The organism is Brevibacillus borstelensis (genome assembly GCF_036700025.1).
Classification (GTDB): domain Bacteria; phylum Bacillota; class Bacilli; order Brevibacillales; family Brevibacillaceae; genus Brevibacillus; species Brevibacillus borstelensis.
Window position 1 is genome coordinate 2,000,164 of record NZ_CP144922.1, and the last position, 15,201, is coordinate 2,015,364.

Here is a 15,201-nt window from a genome sequence, read left to right on the forward strand (position 1 = left end):
AAACACCCCTTTTTTTTCTGAAAAATCCTGAAGTAGGTGTAAATATTCATGACGAGAATCCTGCCCGTGTTCGTATATGGCTCTCTGCTTCCCGGTTTCGGCAACCACAATAGGTATGTCAAGCCTTACCCGCATACGCTTCAGCCTGCGATAGTACGGGGACATTTGTACCATTTTTCTGCCGGTTATCCCGGCTTGCTGCGGGGCGAATCGGGGACTGTGAAAGGAGCGCTGCTCACATTTTCCAAAGACGTCTATGAAGAAGCACTGGCCGGACTGGACGAGCTGGAGGACTATTTCGGACCAGGCGACCCTCGCAATGAGTATGAACGGGTGGAGGAAAGTGTCATGAAAATGCCTGGAGGAGAAGAAATCCGGGCATTCCTCTACAGGTATGTAAAGGAAGACTGGGCCAGACGGGAAGGGATTTACATTCCGTCGGGAGATTGGGCCGGGTTTATCAAAGACAGGCAGAGGGACAGCAGGCAGGGTGAATAGCAGCTACCGGATTTGCCCAAAATGGTAGGGAAAGGAGGGGACCCTGCCATGGACTTTTTGCAAAAGACCCCGGCCGAAATTTGGCGCATGCTGATACCGCCTGCAAACTGGATGTTTTGTGAAGAGATGCCAGAGGACGAGCTGATCTTTCATTATCGCGATTCGATTTACTTTATCAACGAGGACGGATCGGTGCTGGCTCTGCCGAAGCCGGCGTGTTTTGAACAGCTCGATCTGGAAACGCTGCTGGAATGGCTGGCAACGTCGGAGGAGACTGTCGATTTCGACGATAACGGGGAATTTGATTACGGCTTTGTACTGAAGCAGATGGGATTCGTCGTGCCGACCCGCAGGCCCCGTGAAACAAGTTCGTTTCAAATTGAAATCATCAACACGGTTCTCCCGCAATCGATGTGCACGCGCTACGAGCTGAAAAAAGTAAGCTTTATATTTGCGCTGTATCACGCCCTCATGCGCTGCCATGAGCTGAACAGGCGGAGCGGCTGGGAGTACGAGCACGAAATCAAAAGCATTACCAAACTTGAACAAAATCAGATCGGCGGATTGCGACTGAATCTGTAATTTCCCTGTTTCCATAGTGAAAATCGTAGAAAAATGAGGTATGATTGAGAAGGTACATAACCTACTATCATTTTGTGAGGAGGAAGATTTGATGACATCTGCAGTAGAACGCCATGGCGCATTTACCTTCAAAGGCAACCCGGTTACCTTGCTCGGACCTGAAATAAAGGTAGGGGACACCGCTCCTAATTTTACCGTATTGGCTAACAACCTGACCCCTGTGACTCTGGATGATTCCAAAGGCACTGTACGCGTGATCTCTGTCGTTCCGTCTCTGGATACTGGCGTGTGCGACGCGCAAACCCGCCGTTTTAACGAAGAAGCTGCAAAGCTGGACGGCGTAACCATCCTGACGATCTCTGTCGACCTGCCGTTCGCGCAAAGCCGCTGGTGCGGTGCTGCCGGCATCGACAAGGTGCAAACGCTGTCTGACCACCGCGACCTCTCCTTTGGTCTGGCATACGGCGTAGCGATCAAAGAACTGCGTCTTCTGTCTCGTGCAGTCTTTGTCGTGGATGCAAACGACAAAGTCGTTTACGCAGAATACGTTCCGGTTGTCGGCGATCATCCGAACTACGAAGCTGCGATCGAAGCAGCCAAAGCGGCGAAGTAATCGATTCCCGCCAACATTTTTGCGTCTACTGTCAAAAATACCAGCCTCCTTCCACGTGAAGGAGGTTTTTTTATGGAAAATGTTGTTTGCCCCTGTATAATAAATGAACAAATCATAACGCGTCTACATTCAGGGCAGGCAAAGAACGAATAGCCGCGAGGAGTGAGGGAAATGAGGCCAGATAAATTAAAGAGAGGCGACGAAGTCCGAGTGATTGCCCCGAGCAGAAGCATGGCGATCCTGTCGCAGGACGTGAGAGAGCGGGCGCAAAAAAGATTGGAATCGATGGGCCTAACGGTAACGTATGGAAAACATGTGGAGGTTTGCGACGAGTTTGTTTCCAGTTCAGTCGAAGAGAGGCTGCAAGACCTCCATGAAGCGTTTGCTGATAAGAACGTAAAAGGTATTTTGACAGTGCTGGGCGGATTCAACAGCAATCAGCTGCTTCGCGGCATCGATTATGAGTTGATCCGAAGCAACCCCAAAATACTGTGCGGGTACTCGGACATCACGGCACTGTCCAATGCGATCTATGCCAAAACAGGATTGATTGGCTTCTCGGGCCCTCATTTCTCCACATTCGGAATGAAAAAGGGAGCCGAGTACACGATCCGCCTCTTTCAAAGCTGCTTGCTGGAGGGGGAAGCGGGGGCGGCTAGAGAAGCCGAAGCGGGACCGCTCCAAATCACGCCTGCCTCTGAATGGAGTGACGACGAATGGTATTTGGATCAGGAAAATCGCAGCTTTATCCCGAATGAGGGCTACCTTTTGATTCAGGAAGGAGAGGCGGAAGGGACACTCATCGGCGGCAATCTGTGTACGCTCAATCTGCTGCAGGGTACAGAGTACATGCCTGACTTGCAAGGAGCGATTCTGTTTATCGAGGACGACCGGGATGTGTCTCCTTCGACGTTTGACCGGGATTTGCAATCATTGATTCATCAGCCGTCCTTTTCCGGCGTGAAAGGAATCGTCATCGGCCGGTTTCAAAAAGCTTCGCAAATGACCCGGGAAAAGCTCGTCCGGATCATCCGCAGCAAACCGGAGCTGGCAGCCATGCCGGTGGTCGCCAATGCTGACTTTGGGCATACCAGTCCGATGATCACGTTTCCGATCGGCGGCAAGGCCAAAGTGACAGCGAGCAGCGGTCAGGTGTCACTTTGGATAAAGTAGGTTGCCGACAGACCGGAGCCTTGTCAGCAGTACAGATCGCGTCCCCCGCGAAGCTGCAAATACGCTTCCTTCAGCCACGGATGGATCACTCGAAGCTTGGTGCGCTGCGCCCATAAATAGTCAAGGTAAACGAAGGCGGCGTCGGCCAAGCGAGGATCGACATGGAATTGCTCAGCCAATCGAATCGCTTCTTTGGCGACTCGCTCGGTATGCTCGGCAATATGATCAAGCTGGTGGTAACGAAGCAGCGAAAGAGCGTCTTGTCGGACGTTTCCGCCAAATGGAAAGTTCTTTATCCATGTGGAAAAGCTTTTGTCCATTTTCATCGACTCCTGAAGGTTTCTCCTCTGTATAGGGATAGAAGACCCGGTCTTCTGTGCATTGTTTTCATATTGCGATACAATTGGAAAACCGTGGGGGTTTAAAAGGGCTTTCCCACATCAGTGGCCTTCGACAGGACGCGCACAGCTGTTTTTGATATACTGGCAGGAGTTGAAGCGACAGAAGGTGTGACTGCATGTTGGAAGAGCTTTTGCAAATAACAGCCGCCAAACGGCATGAAGGCATGACCATCCGCGACGTGCTGCAAAAAGACTTCGGCGTCTCCCGGCGCTTGCTGGTCAGGGCGAAGTACCAGGGGGATATTACGCGAAACGGTGTTTCCGTCTATGTGACAGAGCGGTTGAAAGAGGGAGATGTCGTTCGCGTACTCGTCCCGGCCGAAGAAGAAATGCTCGCACCCGAACCGATGGACTTGAATATTCGCTACGAGGACGAGGACATTTTGGTCATCGCCAAACCGGCGGGACTCGTCGTCCACCCGACGGGGAATCACAGCAGCCATACACTGGCAAACGGCGTGGCGCACTACTGGCAGGAGCGGGGAGAGCAGCGGAAATTCCGTCCGGTCAATCGTTTGGACAAAGACACGTCAGGACTGATGATCGTAGCCAAAAACCAGTGGGCGCACGAGCAGTTCAGCCGTCTCCAAAAGGAACGCCAGCTGCACCGATACTATATAGCCATCGTCGAGGGTGTGTGCGATGAGACAGAAGGTGTCATTGACGAGCCGATCGGTCTTCGCGACGACTCCATCATTGCGAGGGAGGTTCGAGCGGATGGCCAGCAGGCCGTAACCCGTTTCAGGGTCAGGCAGCGGGGAGCTGGCATGAGCCTGGTGGAGCTGAAGCTGGAAACGGGACGAACGCATCAGATCAGGGTCCATATGAGCCATCTGGGTTATCCGTTAGCAGGCGATGACATGTACGGGGGGAGCAGAGCCCACATCGGGCGGCAAGCGCTGCATGCAGCGAGGCTCCATTTTGCCCATCCTCGGACGGGACAGGAAATGGAGTGGACGGAGCCGCTGCCGGAGGATATGGCCTTGCTGTACAGGACGTTTTTTGCCGGCGAGGGACTGGCATGAAATAGCTGGAGTGAAAAACGTATAGATAAAACCGCTTATAGAAAAAACGCTTTTGCCTCTGGCAACCGAAAAGCGTTTCCGGTATGATAAATATACCAATGAAAAACAGTGAGCAATGGAAATTGCTGGTCGTCTGCGGGGGAATTCCCGCAAGGTCTTCTTCGTTAGCAGACTGAGCCCAGCGTACGTCAATAAGCTTGATCGGGTGCCCGCGAAAATGGATGATACCGTTTTCGGGCTCCTTGCTTCAGCTTGTTCGTATGCTGGGCTTTTTTGCTTTCATTTGCTTGTCTGAAGCCGGGGCTGGGGCCCGTAGGAGAGGAGGGAGAGCATGTGAAGCTGGTATCGTATCGAATGCAAGAACAGCAGGCGTGGAGAGCCGGAATCTTGCGGGAGGACCGCATCGTAGACATCGCCTCCAGCCTGGCGGGGGCGCCGCCGGGGATGCTGGAGCTGCTGGATGAGTGGGAGAGGTGGATAGAGCCCTTGCAGCTTCTGTCACAACAGGCTGGGACTCCTGCCGAAGGGCAGTCTTTTCCTTTAGAAGCTGTCTTGCTTGGATCGCCGCTGCCTCGTCCCCGAAGCTTTCGGGATTTTTACTCGTTTGAAGCGCATGTCAAGACGGCTCGCGCACGCCGCGGGCTGGAGATGATTCCGCAATGGTATCATTTCCCCGTCTTCTATTTTTCCAATGCAGCCGCCTTTGTCGGCCCGAATGCTTATGTGAAAAAGCCAGCGACGACCAAATGGCTCGACTATGAATTGGAGCTTGCCTGCGTAATCGGCAAGGAGGGCGTTGACATCCCTGTCGAGCAGGCGGATCGCTACATCGCCGGTTACTGCATCCTGAACGATTGGAGCGCACGCGACCTTCAGCGGGAGGAGGTAAAGGTAGGGCTGGGTCCGGCAAAAGGCAAGGACTTTGCCACTTCCATGGGTCCGTGGCTCGTTACGCCAGACGAGCTCGCCGATGTTTGCATAGCCGGCGAGGAAGGCAATCGCTTTGCGCTGACGATGGTCGCAAGAGTGAACGGCATCGAGCTGTCCCGCGGCTATTTTCAGGACATTCACTACACGTTTGCCCAGATGATCGCCCGCGCTTCCGCTGATTGTCCGCTTTACCCCGGCGATGTCATCGGTTCGGGTACAGTCGGGACGGGGTGCATCCTCGAGCTGGGGACGGAGCGCCACCGATGGCTGGAAGCCGGTGACGTGGTGGAGCTGGAGGTCGACAGGCTCGGCGTATTACAAAACATCATTTCCGAATAGGAGGGTTCGAAATGGCATTTTACCACCGCTTGGGGGAGATTCCGAAGAAGCGGCATACGATGTTTCACAAGCCAAACGGGGAGCTGTACCGGGAACAGGTCATGGGAACAAAAGGCTTTTCCGGCATTCAATCGATTTTGTATCACCATCATCCGCCGACCCAGGTCCGCTCGACGAAAAGGGTTGCCGACGTAAAGCCGGAATATGTCGAGCAAGCCGATCTCAAGCATCAGCATTTCAAGACGTTCGATGCGCCGGCAGGAGGCGACCCTGTTTCGGGCAGAACGTATTTGTTGGGCAATAGCGACGTCGTGCTCGGCGTTTGCGTTCCTACAGACGAGATGAACTACTTTTACCGGAATGCGGACGGGGATGAACTTCTGTTCGTCCATCAGGGAGAAGGCGAGCTGCAGACGATTTTCGGAACGATTCCGTACTGCCCGGGAGATTATTTGGTGATTCCGATCGGTACCACCTACCGGATTGAAATGAAGACGCCGAGCCGATTCCTCGTCATCGAATCCCAGAACGAGATCGTTCCGCCCAAGCGCTACCGCAACGAGCACGGGCAATTGTTGGAACATTCGCCGTTTTGCGAAAGGGATATCCGCGTGCCGGAGAGGCTGGATACACATGTAGAGGAGGGCTCCTTCGAAGTTCGGGTCAAGCGTCAGTCCACCTTATACAGCTACATGTTTGATTTTCACCCTTTTGATGTGGTGGGCTGGGATGGATATCTCTATCCGTACGCGCTCAGCATTCACGATTTTGAGCCGATCACCGGAAGGATTCATCAGCCGCCGCCTGTTCATCAGACCTTCGCCGGGCAAAATTTCGTCGTCTGTTCCTTTGTGCCGAGACTGTACGACTATCATCCGCAGGCGATTCCCGCCCCTTACTTTCACAGCAATGTAGAAAGTGACGAGGTGCTGTATTACGTCGACGGCAATTTTATGAGCCGCAAAGGCATCTATGAAGGGTCCATCACGCTCCATCCAATGGGCATTCCGCACGGGCCCCACCCGGGGAAAGTGGAAGCGAGCATCGGCAAAAAGGAGACGAAGGAGCTGGCGGTCATGCTGGATACCTTCAAACCGCTGTATGTGACGAAGCAGGCATTGGAGATCGAAGACCCGGACTATATGAACAGCTGGCTTCCACCTGTGTCGCCGGAGTGAAAAGGGGTGTTTTTTCGTGGAAATCGACATCAGCGCAATCGAACGACAGGACAAATACAAGCTGCTGATCGGCTGCATCGTACCGAGGCCGATCGCCTGGGTGACCTCGATCGGCCGAGCCGGTGTCCTGAATGCGGCTCCGTTCAGCTATTTCAATGTGGCGAGCATTGAACCGATGATGGTTTCCATTGCGGTCATGCGCAAGCCAGGCAGTGTCAGAAAGGATACTGCTCGCAACATCGCGGAAACAAAAGAGTTCGTCGTCAATATGGTGGACGTCTGCAATGTTGACGTTGCCAATGAAACCTCTGCCGACTTTCCTCCAGAGATAGGGGAAGTGGATGCGCTCGGGCTGGCCACCGAGCCAAGTGCGGTCGTACGTCCGCCCCGGCTGGCCGACTCTCGCATCCACTTTGAGTGCAGGCTCCATCAAATCGTCACACTGGGCGATCCTGTCACGTCCGACCTGATTATCGGCGAAGTCGTTCACGTCCATGTGGAAGACCGTTTGTACCAGAACGGGAAAATCGACATCGAAGCCTTTGCTCCTGTCAGCCGTCTGGCAGGACAATCATATGCCAGGCTGGGTGAGCTTTTTGAACGTCCGCGGCCGGTGTACCAATCGAATAGCAAGTAAAGACCGTCTGCGGACGGTCTTTCAGGTTGCAGACAAACTCCCTCGCTGAACGAACAGCAGAGGGAGTTTGTTTAATAATTTGATGAAAATACCGAAGGTGTTTTGATCGTTCACCTTTTGGCGACCTGATTTCCATAGCCAGGTCGCCATTTTTTTCAAGTTCATGGCAGCGAAAACAAGCATCGCCTGCATCGTGACCTTCTCCAGTCCTCGTAAGGTCGTCCAACGCATGCCATGCTTTTCCTTCATATCAGCGAATACACGTTCAATCGTTTCTTTCCGTTTGCTATAGATTTGTTTGTTTTCCTCGGTATGCCGGAGGTGGTCTACCTCTTCGAGGTAATCAGCCCAGATGTGGCGACTCACTCTCTTTGTGTAGTCTTTACTTTCCGTGCATTGTTTCAAGAACGGACAACTTCGGCAAACTTGAGAATTTGATCGATAGATACGGTACCCATCCTTGTTTGTTGTCTCATATGTTAAGATTTGCTCGTTCGGGCAGATGTAGCAGTCGAAATATTCATCATACACATATTCGTGCTTTTTAAAAAAACCTTCTTTGGTGCGTGGTCTTGTGTAGGGCATAACGGGGCGAATCTGGTCATCAAGGAGTGTTTTACTGATGTAAGGCGTCTTGTATCCCGAGTCCACTGCCACAGCTTGAGGCTGTGCAAACGTCTTTCGCACTTGATTCAAAACATCCTCAAAAACCTGACTGTCATGCACATTGCCTGGCGTTACCTTGGCACCAAGCACAAATCCATTTCGATCACATGCTGTATGAAAACTATAAGCAAATACACGTTCCTTTTCCCCTTTTACAAACAATCCGCAATCCGGGTCAGTTGTGCTGACTTTCACCTCCTTCTTCGAAGTTTCTGTCTTTTTTTCAAGGGGCTTCTTTCCATGTGCAATACGATCCTGATTGATTTCTTCGTCCAGCAGCTCTTGATATTTCTTCGCTTGTTCTTCAACGATTTCTTTCACGTATTTATGCTTATTCGCACTGGCTTTTACATGCGTAGCATCAATGAAAAGCACATCAGGCTTCACGAATCCATGATGAACCGCCTCCTCCAATATTCGAAGGAAGATCGACTCGAAGAGTTGAGTATCCCGAAAACGGCGAACATAGTTCTTGCCTAGGGTCGTGAAATGGGGAATGGGCTGACTGAAATCATAGCCAATAAACCACCGATAGGCAACATTGGTTTCGATCTCTTTAATCGTTTGTCGCATGGAACGAATTCCAAAAATATATTGGATGAAAGCAATTTTAACTAAGACTACAGGGTCAACACTGGGTCTGCCATTGTCATGACAGTAAAGGCTTTCCACCAAGTCATAGATGAACGAAAAGTCGATTGCATTTTCAATTTTTCTTACGAGATGATCTTCTGGCACCAACTCATCTAGCGAGAATGCAGATATCTGATAACGCCCTTCGGCCTCTTGCTTATTAAGCATAATGCCACCTCTAAAAAATAACTTTTGAAAACGTAACATGTTCTATATTCAACAAAAAAGCCTGCAGACCCTGTTCCTTACGGAACTTTGTCTACAGGCTGAAAGACCGTCTGCGGACGGTCTTTATTATTTGGAGCGTGCCCAGCAAGCCGTTAATTGCTAGTTGGTGAAAGTCCAACCGAGGCAGGAGCCAAGTCACCTCGTAGCTGACAGGCAACTGGTGGAGAAATCCTAAGGTTGAAGCCCTGTGACAAAGTAACTCGAAAGAGTGCGAGCAAATCAGCAGGCCGTAACATAAAGTGAATCCTGCAGCCTCGTTAAGAAAGACCACCGAGAGGTGGACAAAGGGAAGCCGAGCTTGTTTCATATGGGCGAAGGCCAAGGACGGTGTGGAGAACTTGGAATACAGCACCTATGAATCCCTCGGGGTATGGGGAGCGGTATGTTGAGAAAGTAGTTAACGGAACTGGGGAGACCCTACTCTGCACGCCCCGTCAGGAGCGTAAAACGGAAACCTATAACCGTAAGGGAAGTGGTGGATGGCAGAGAGGGAGTCGGAGGGGTTCATAGTACCGATGAACATAAGGACAACACAACCTTATGGAGGGAAGGAGCCCTGCTTTGTTCACGGGTCGAAGGAGGTAAGAGTGAGTGAATGCAAGTAAACTTGCTAACTACACCGATGTAAAAGCTCGACAACTTTGGACAACCCTATATCTTTGTGCCAAGGCAAACTCAAAACGGCGATTTCATGCCTTGTATGACAAAATCTACCGCCCGGATATTCTAGCGACAGCTTGGAGGAGAGTAAAAGCAAATAAAGGGAGCGGAGGAATCGACGGACAATCCATCGCACAGATTGTGGAGGAGTATGGGGAGAGCCGTTTTCTTAACGAGATCTATCTAGATTTAAAAGAAAAGCGGTATCGTCCACATCCGGTTCGTCGAACTTACATCCCTAAACCGGATGGCAAGAAACGTCCACTCGGCATCCCGACGATCAAGGATCGGGTGGTCCAAATGGCTACTAAGCTAGTCATTGAACCGATCTTTGAAGCTGATTTTCGGGACTGTTCTTATGGCTTTCGGCCAGGAAGAAATGCTCACCAGGCAATTGCACAGATACGCAAAGCAAGCAAGAGGTGTTATTGGGTCGTAGATGTTGACATTAAAGGGTATTTCGACAACATCAACCATGAGAAGTTGATGAAACTGGTCGAAATGAGAATCAGCGACAGACGTGTTCTGAAACTTATCCGACAATGGCTGCAGGCTGGGGTCATGGAAAATGATCAATTCCATGAAACAGAACTGGGAACTCCGCAAGGAGGGGTAATCTCGCCTCTTCTTTCAAACATCTATCTAAACTACATGGACACCATTTGGGAAAATCAATTCTCCCATCTTGGCACACTTATCCGCTATGCGGATGACTTCGTTATCATGTGCAGAACCAAACAAGAAGCATTGGAAAGCATTCAAGTGCTGATGGCTATTCTAAACAAGCTGGAGCTTAGTCTCAGTAAAGAGAAATCTAGACTCGTTAATATTTGGGACAATTCCACTGGGTTTGACTTTCTTGGGCTGCACCATCGCAAATTCCCCGTGTTCAACAAAGGGGGGAGCAAGGTATTTGCTATGTCTCATGTACCAGCTAAGAAAGCAATGAAGGAAATGAGACGTAAAATTAAGGAATACACTGCACCAAGGAACAAACTGTTTCTGTCTCTAGAAGAGCTAGTGAAAGGGCTAAATCGCAAGCTAAGGGGGTTCAAGAACTACTACTTCATCTCGCCCATCGCCAAACGATGGGCAAGACGGATAGACTGGTATGTGATTGAACGCCTTACAATCTTCTGCAACAAGAAAAGAAGCAAGCGGAATAAACATGCCGGAAAGCTGAAGGTCATACAAAACACGCAGGGTAGTTTATTGAAATTAGCCGGATAAAGTAAGCCGAATGCCAAAGAAAGAAGAACATCGGAAAGCCGTATGAGGGAAAACCTCACGTACGGTTTGATGAGGGGGAGCTGAAATGAGCAAGGCGACCATACGGTCGCCCGAAAGTTTCAGTTCTCTACTCTACAAATCAAGCACAACCTTGGGCTTTCGGCACATAAACTGTGGTGGACCCAAACGGGCACAGATATACAGAGGAGGAGTCTTTGTGCAATTTTATTACGATGACAAGATGCCGCTCAGGATTCTGGACGAGGGAGACTTTTGGAAGCAGCAAGAGAACGAGCATACCGTTGTGCTTCGGGAGCTTGCGCCCAATCTGGAAACGCCGTTCGTAGAGGCACTGATGGCGTGGGAGCAGGCTTTTGCTCAAACGCAAGGCATGTTCGTACGATACATCGAAGTTGTCGTGAGGTCGGGCAATCAGGTGAGCGCTGAAACGCTGCACCAAATCAGGGAGCTGGTCACATTCGCGATGCAGCAGAGTGAGCAGTTTATCCAGCTCCTTAACCAAATAGGGGAAACAAGTGCACCGTATCGCAACAATCCCGTAGCCATAACTGTGCTCAACCACATTCGCCGGGAATCGGAATACTTTATCGGCATTACGCAGGCCCTGCTTGCCAATCAGGTGATCTGACGACGAGTCGTTTTATTCGAACCCCGGGTAATGGGATACGGCGTCTTTTCGAAGGCTGCGGTCGTATTCTCCGGCTGTTCCGGAATTTGCCGGTGTTCCGTACGGTGTGGCGTTTGGTTCCATGCCAGGGGGGAGAAGGACGTTTTGCTGGTAATACATGCTTCGGTCGCTATCCAAAACAGCGTTTGTCCGCATCTGTCCGGGCGACTCATTTGCAGGCGTGCATCCTGCCAACATTGCAGCCAGAAACATGATCAGAAATGGCATCGAATTCACCTCAGTTGTAGAGTGGTCGTAGCTTTGCCATTTCATACGCCAAACGGGGTCCGACCGCGTCCTCCGTCCCGGGACGGAGGACAAATCCCCCCAGGGCCAGTTTTGATCGGCGTTCCTTTCGGGTATCTTGGAGATACAAACGGAAACGGATACAAAGAGAGGAAGGAATGTCATGATGGAAAGACGTCTATATCGATCTCGTTACGACAAGCGACTGTTTGGTGTCTGCGGGGGAGCGGCCCGTTTTCTCGGGGTAGATGCTACATTGGTGAGGATCGGTGTGGTGATCCTGACCTTGTTTACAGGTGTGCCGCTTCTGATTTATTTTCTCCTGGCCTTGCTGATGCCAAAGGAGCCGGTTTGGTCTTACAGCCATGATGGCTGCGATCCTTTTGACCCGATGTTCGGACGCGGCTACGATCTGGACAGTGAGATCGAACGGCTGGAAAAACGCGCACTGGTCCAAGAGGTGCATCGCCTGCGCGCGGAATTGGCCAAGTGGAGAGGGATTTAGACGACAACTTTTTTGCCTTTCTGCATACGATGTAAGGTAGAGTGCAGCACTTACATAGGGAGGGAAAGGCAGTGTATCTCGGCGTGTTCGACATGAATCAGCGTCTGGAGCAGACCCGCAAGGTACTGCGGGAGAAACAGCACTTGAAGAAGCTGATTGAAGAAGATATTCGCGAGCTGGAGAAAGACGTAAAGAAGCTGGAAGAGTTGACCAGCACTACTGCAAACAGCGTCCGCGCATAACGCAAAAAGTGGCTCCGCCTGATCAAAAGGGGGCCACTTTTTTTATGCCTGTTATTGCTTTGTTAAAATCAACGGACCGTCAGCTGTGATTGCAATCGTATGCTCATACTGTGCCGACAGCTTGCCGTCGCGTGTACGCGCCGTCCAACCGTCCTCGTCGATTTTCACATGATACGTCCCCACGTTCAGCATCGGCTCGATCGTAATTACCATGCCTTCTTTCAAGCGCGGCCCGCGGCCTGCCGGACCGTAGTGGGGAACATACGGCTCTTCGTGCATTTTTTGCCCAATGCCGTGGCCGGTAAAGTCGCGAACGACCGAGTACCCTTGCTCCTGGGCGTAGGTCTGAATCGCATGGGAAATGTCGCCGATCCGATTGCCCACGACTGCCTGCTCAATCCCCAGGTACAGGGATTTTTCCGTGACCTCCAGAAGCCGTCTCGCTTCTTCCGAAATATTGCCGACAGCGTAGGACCAGGCGGAGTCGGCGAGCCAGCCATTGCGGTTGACGACCATGTCGATCGTGACAATATCTCCATCCTTGAGGGGCTCTTTTTTAGGGAAGCCGTGGCAGATAACATCGTTGACGGAAGCGCATGTCGCATATGGATAGCCGGAATATCCCTTTTGTTCGGGAGTTACGTTATGTTTTTTCAGAAATCCCTCGACGAATTGATCGATTTCCCAAGTCGTGATGCCCGGGCGGATCAATTTGGCCAACTCCCGATGGCAGGCAGCCAGAATCTCGCCTGCTGCTCTCATCTGGTCGATTTCTTCTTGGTTTTTGAGAATGATCATCGGTTCGCTCCTTCATAAAGTAAGTCTTTCTCTCTATAGTGTAGACCTGTTTGCCGTCGATTGCCACAGTCAATTCCGCATGGTAGGATGAGGAGGAAATGTTGGAGACGGGGGGACTTGACTTGGACAAGTTTGAAGCACATTTGGCGAATTACCAGGCTCATGTGAAAGAAGATATCGAGAAAAGACTGGCCTTCATCCGTGAGCAGGTGGACGGACCTGGCCTGGGCGGTGCAGTCGTCGGAATTTCCGGGGGCATCGACAGCGCGGTGACAGCAGCGCTTTGCGTCCGTGCACTTGGGCGGGACCGGGTCATCGGCGTATGGATGCCTGCCTATTCACTTCCTGTCCACGAAGAGGATTCCCGCAAATTGGCAGAGGCAATCCAGCTCGATCTGTTTACGGTGGATATCGGTCCGGCGTATGATGCCATCCTGCCTGCGATTGAAGGTGTGCTGAAGCTGGACGATAAAACCCGGGGCAATACCAAAGCGCGTTTGCGCATGACGACGCTTTATGCGATCGCCAATCAAAAGGGGTACCTGGTAGCAGACACCTGCAATCGCAGCGAGGTTCATGTCGGATACATGACCAAAGGCGGCGACGGATTGGCTGACTTTAACCCGGTTGCCAGCCTGACCAAGCACGAGATGCGGATTCTCGCCCGTGAACTGGGGGTTCCCGAATCCATCATCGTCAAGCCGCCTTCTGCAGACCTGTGGGAAGGACAGACGGACGAACAGGAAATGGGCTTTACCTACGAGGAATTGGATCGGCTGCTGATCACAGGAGAAACAAATCCGGAGGCCAAGAAGCGCATCGATTACTTGCACCGAATTTCGGAGCACAAACGCCGTCTGATGCCGGAGATCTAAACATTGATTCTTTGTCCGGTTTGTACGATAATGAAAGGTACGCGCAAATCTTTCTAGTAAAGAGGTGGAACAGATGTCGACAACTGAACTGATGCTGAAAACGTCACTGGAAGGACGCGTTCTTCGGACCTTGCAAACGCACTTCCGCCGTCCGAACATCGTCCTTGTCCGAGAAAGCCTGGGTGCTAACGGACTGTCCCCTGAACAGGTAGAGGAAACTCTTCGCTTGCTTCAAGAAGGCAACCTGACCGTTGCTGAAATCATGAGCCAATTGCGGGAAAAGGGCTTTTTTGGATAATCCATGCCGCATGAAAAAAGACCGGTCTGACGATAGAGTCAGTACCGGTCTTTTTTCATGTGAAAAACGTCCAGACGCATGTTCGGTTCTGCAGCTTGCGGGCTTTGTTTTACGGAGTGGATGGCCCCCGCGCAGGAACACGCCGCGCACGCTTGCGACGGTACCATTGCAAAGCGGAGTACACCAGGAAGTAGCTTCCGATGGCGACGATCAGCCCCATGACGGCACTTCCGGTAAAATAAGCCAATCCTTTTTCCTTCATCCAGACCAGCCAGCCCGCGACCGATTCATTGTTGTGTTCCAGATGCTCCTGAAGAGGCCTGCCCACGATCGAGTAACCCAATTGATAGTTCAAAACCATGAAGATAGGCAAGACCAGCTTGCCGATGACGAAGCCGATCAGTCCGGCAGGCAGGCTGCAACGGAACAGTTTGACCAGCGGAAAGAGCAGGAGAAATGCCAGACCAAAGGTCGGCAACGTAATGAACTCGACGAAAATACCAACGGAGAATCCGCGAGCCACAAAGGATGGGGCTCCCTTCATCCGGATGAGCTTGTAGTACTCGTACTTCATTTTTCGGAAGATTTTTTTCCACATGCCGGCTTGTCCCTCGTTTACCAGTTCAACTCATTCAACTCATTATAGCGAAAAGGGACCAAGAAAGCCACGGCTGACGTGCAGTTTTTCGTCATTTTTCTACAGTAATTTCCAAAATCAGGGAATATGGCTGGGCGAATGTTTGTGCCTGAGCTTTG

Annotated in this window: 19 protein-coding genes; 14 read left to right on the plus strand and 5 right to left on the minus strand. The window is 51.4% G+C overall.

What is annotated here, in order from left to right:
• Window positions 1–48 precede the first annotated feature (48 nt).
• The 4 genes from V5G20_RS09185 to V5G20_RS09200 all read left to right on the plus strand — a co-directional run bounded on the left by V5G20_RS09185 (window position 49) and on the right by V5G20_RS09200 (window position 2,866).
• Window positions 49–498: a gamma-glutamylcyclotransferase family protein gene (locus tag V5G20_RS09185; protein WP_003386707.1), complete on the plus strand. Its 450-nt coding sequence runs from the start codon at window positions 49–51 to the stop codon at window positions 496–498.
• 48 nt (window positions 499–546) lie between these two features.
• Window positions 547–1,080: a hypothetical protein gene (locus V5G20_RS09190; protein ID WP_031933476.1), complete on the plus strand. Its 534-nt coding sequence runs from the start codon at window positions 547–549 to the stop codon at window positions 1,078–1,080.
• Between the two features lie 91 nt (window positions 1,081–1,171).
• A complete protein-coding gene (tpx, locus tag V5G20_RS09195; RefSeq protein ID WP_003386705.1) occupies window positions 1,172–1,693 on the plus strand; it encodes a thiol peroxidase in 522 nt (173 codons plus the stop codon).
• A gap of 171 nt (window positions 1,694–1,864) precedes the next feature.
• Window positions 1,865–2,866, plus strand: a complete 1,002-nt coding sequence (locus V5G20_RS09200; protein ID WP_031933475.1) for a S66 family peptidase — start codon at window positions 1,865–1,867, stop codon at window positions 2,864–2,866.
• A gap of 23 nt (window positions 2,867–2,889) precedes the next feature.
• On the opposite strand, the gene V5G20_RS09205 is transcribed toward V5G20_RS09200, so the two are convergent.
• Window positions 2,890–3,186 (minus strand): hypothetical protein, encoded by a 297-nt coding sequence (locus V5G20_RS09205; protein ID WP_003386702.1) that lies wholly within the window; start codon window positions 3,184–3,186, stop codon window positions 2,890–2,892.
• Window positions 3,187–3,383: 197 nt separating this feature from the next.
• Here V5G20_RS09205 and V5G20_RS09210 point away from each other — a divergent pair, with 197 nt between their 5' ends.
• The 4 genes from V5G20_RS09210 to V5G20_RS09225 all read left to right on the plus strand — a co-directional run bounded on the left by V5G20_RS09210 (window position 3,384) and on the right by V5G20_RS09225 (window position 7,376).
• Window positions 3,384–4,292, plus strand: a complete 909-nt coding sequence (locus V5G20_RS09210) for an RluA family pseudouridine synthase (RefSeq protein WP_003386701.1) — start codon at window positions 3,384–3,386, stop codon at window positions 4,290–4,292.
• A 333-nt stretch (window positions 4,293–4,625) separates the two neighbouring features.
• Entirely contained in the window at window positions 4,626–5,561 is a 936-nt protein-coding gene (locus V5G20_RS09215) for a fumarylacetoacetate hydrolase family protein (protein WP_003386700.1), read from the plus strand.
• An 11-nt stretch (window positions 5,562–5,572) separates the two neighbouring features.
• Window positions 5,573–6,739, plus strand: coding sequence for a homogentisate 1,2-dioxygenase (locus V5G20_RS09220; protein ID WP_039070873.1), 1,167 nt, complete (start codon window positions 5,573–5,575; stop codon window positions 6,737–6,739).
• A 16-nt stretch (window positions 6,740–6,755) separates the two neighbouring features.
• Complete coding sequence (locus V5G20_RS09225) at window positions 6,756–7,376, plus strand: flavin reductase family protein (protein ID WP_003386698.1); 621 nt, start codon at window positions 6,756–6,758, stop codon at window positions 7,374–7,376.
• A 21-nt stretch (window positions 7,377–7,397) separates the two neighbouring features.
• Here the strand turns inward: V5G20_RS09225 and V5G20_RS09230 are convergent, their stop codons facing one another.
• Window positions 7,398–8,843: an IS1182 family transposase gene (locus V5G20_RS09230; protein WP_024985259.1), complete on the minus strand. Its 1,446-nt coding sequence runs from the start codon at window positions 8,841–8,843 to the stop codon at window positions 7,398–7,400.
• A 651-nt stretch (window positions 8,844–9,494) separates the two neighbouring features.
• Between V5G20_RS09230 and ltrA the strand changes: the two genes are divergently transcribed.
• Both ltrA and V5G20_RS09240 read left to right on the plus strand, forming a co-directional pair.
• Window positions 9,495–10,793, plus strand: coding sequence for a group II intron reverse transcriptase/maturase (gene ltrA / locus V5G20_RS09235; RefSeq protein WP_024985477.1), 1,299 nt, complete (start codon window positions 9,495–9,497; stop codon window positions 10,791–10,793).
• A 217-nt stretch (window positions 10,794–11,010) separates the two neighbouring features.
• The gene (locus V5G20_RS09240) at window positions 11,011–11,442 is read left to right on the plus strand and encodes a DUF2935 domain-containing protein (RefSeq protein WP_003386697.1); all 432 of its coding nucleotides are present in this window, start codon (window positions 11,011–11,013) and stop codon (window positions 11,440–11,442) included.
• 12 nt (window positions 11,443–11,454) lie between these two features.
• Here V5G20_RS09240 and V5G20_RS09245 read toward each other — a convergent pair whose 3' ends face one another.
• Complete coding sequence (locus tag V5G20_RS09245) at window positions 11,455–11,709, minus strand: hypothetical protein (protein WP_122958779.1); 255 nt, start codon at window positions 11,707–11,709, stop codon at window positions 11,455–11,457.
• Between the two features lie 181 nt (window positions 11,710–11,890).
• Here V5G20_RS09245 and V5G20_RS09250 point away from each other — a divergent pair, with 181 nt between their 5' ends.
• Window positions 11,891–12,232 (plus strand): PspC domain-containing protein, encoded by a 342-nt coding sequence (locus V5G20_RS09250; RefSeq protein ID WP_003386695.1) that lies wholly within the window; start codon window positions 11,891–11,893, stop codon window positions 12,230–12,232.
• Between the two features lie 71 nt (window positions 12,233–12,303).
• Entirely contained in the window at window positions 12,304–12,474 is a 171-nt protein-coding gene (locus tag V5G20_RS09255) for a hypothetical protein (RefSeq protein ID WP_003386694.1), read from the plus strand.
• Between the two features lie 51 nt (window positions 12,475–12,525).
• On the opposite strand, the gene map is transcribed toward V5G20_RS09255, so the two are convergent.
• Entirely contained in the window at window positions 12,526–13,272 is a 747-nt protein-coding gene (map, locus tag V5G20_RS09260; RefSeq protein ID WP_003386693.1) for a type I methionyl aminopeptidase, read from the minus strand.
• Between the two features lie 122 nt (window positions 13,273–13,394).
• Here map and nadE point away from each other — a divergent pair, with 122 nt between their 5' ends.
• Window positions 13,395–14,147, plus strand: coding sequence for an NAD(+) synthase (gene nadE, locus V5G20_RS09265; RefSeq protein WP_122958795.1), 753 nt, complete (start codon window positions 13,395–13,397; stop codon window positions 14,145–14,147).
• Between the two features lie 73 nt (window positions 14,148–14,220).
• Window positions 14,221–14,445 carry a hypothetical protein gene (locus tag V5G20_RS09270; RefSeq protein ID WP_003386691.1) on the plus strand — a complete coding sequence of 75 codons (225 nt, stop codon included), beginning with the start codon at window positions 14,221–14,223 and terminating at the stop codon, window positions 14,443–14,445.
• Window positions 14,446–14,554: 109 nt separating this feature from the next.
• Here the strand turns inward: V5G20_RS09270 and V5G20_RS09275 are convergent, their stop codons facing one another.
• On the minus strand, window positions 14,555–15,043 hold the full coding sequence (locus V5G20_RS09275) for a DUF2062 domain-containing protein (RefSeq protein WP_003386690.1): 489 nt from the start codon (window positions 15,041–15,043) through the stop codon (window positions 14,555–14,557).
• Between the last annotated feature and the right edge of the window lie 158 nt (window positions 15,044–15,201).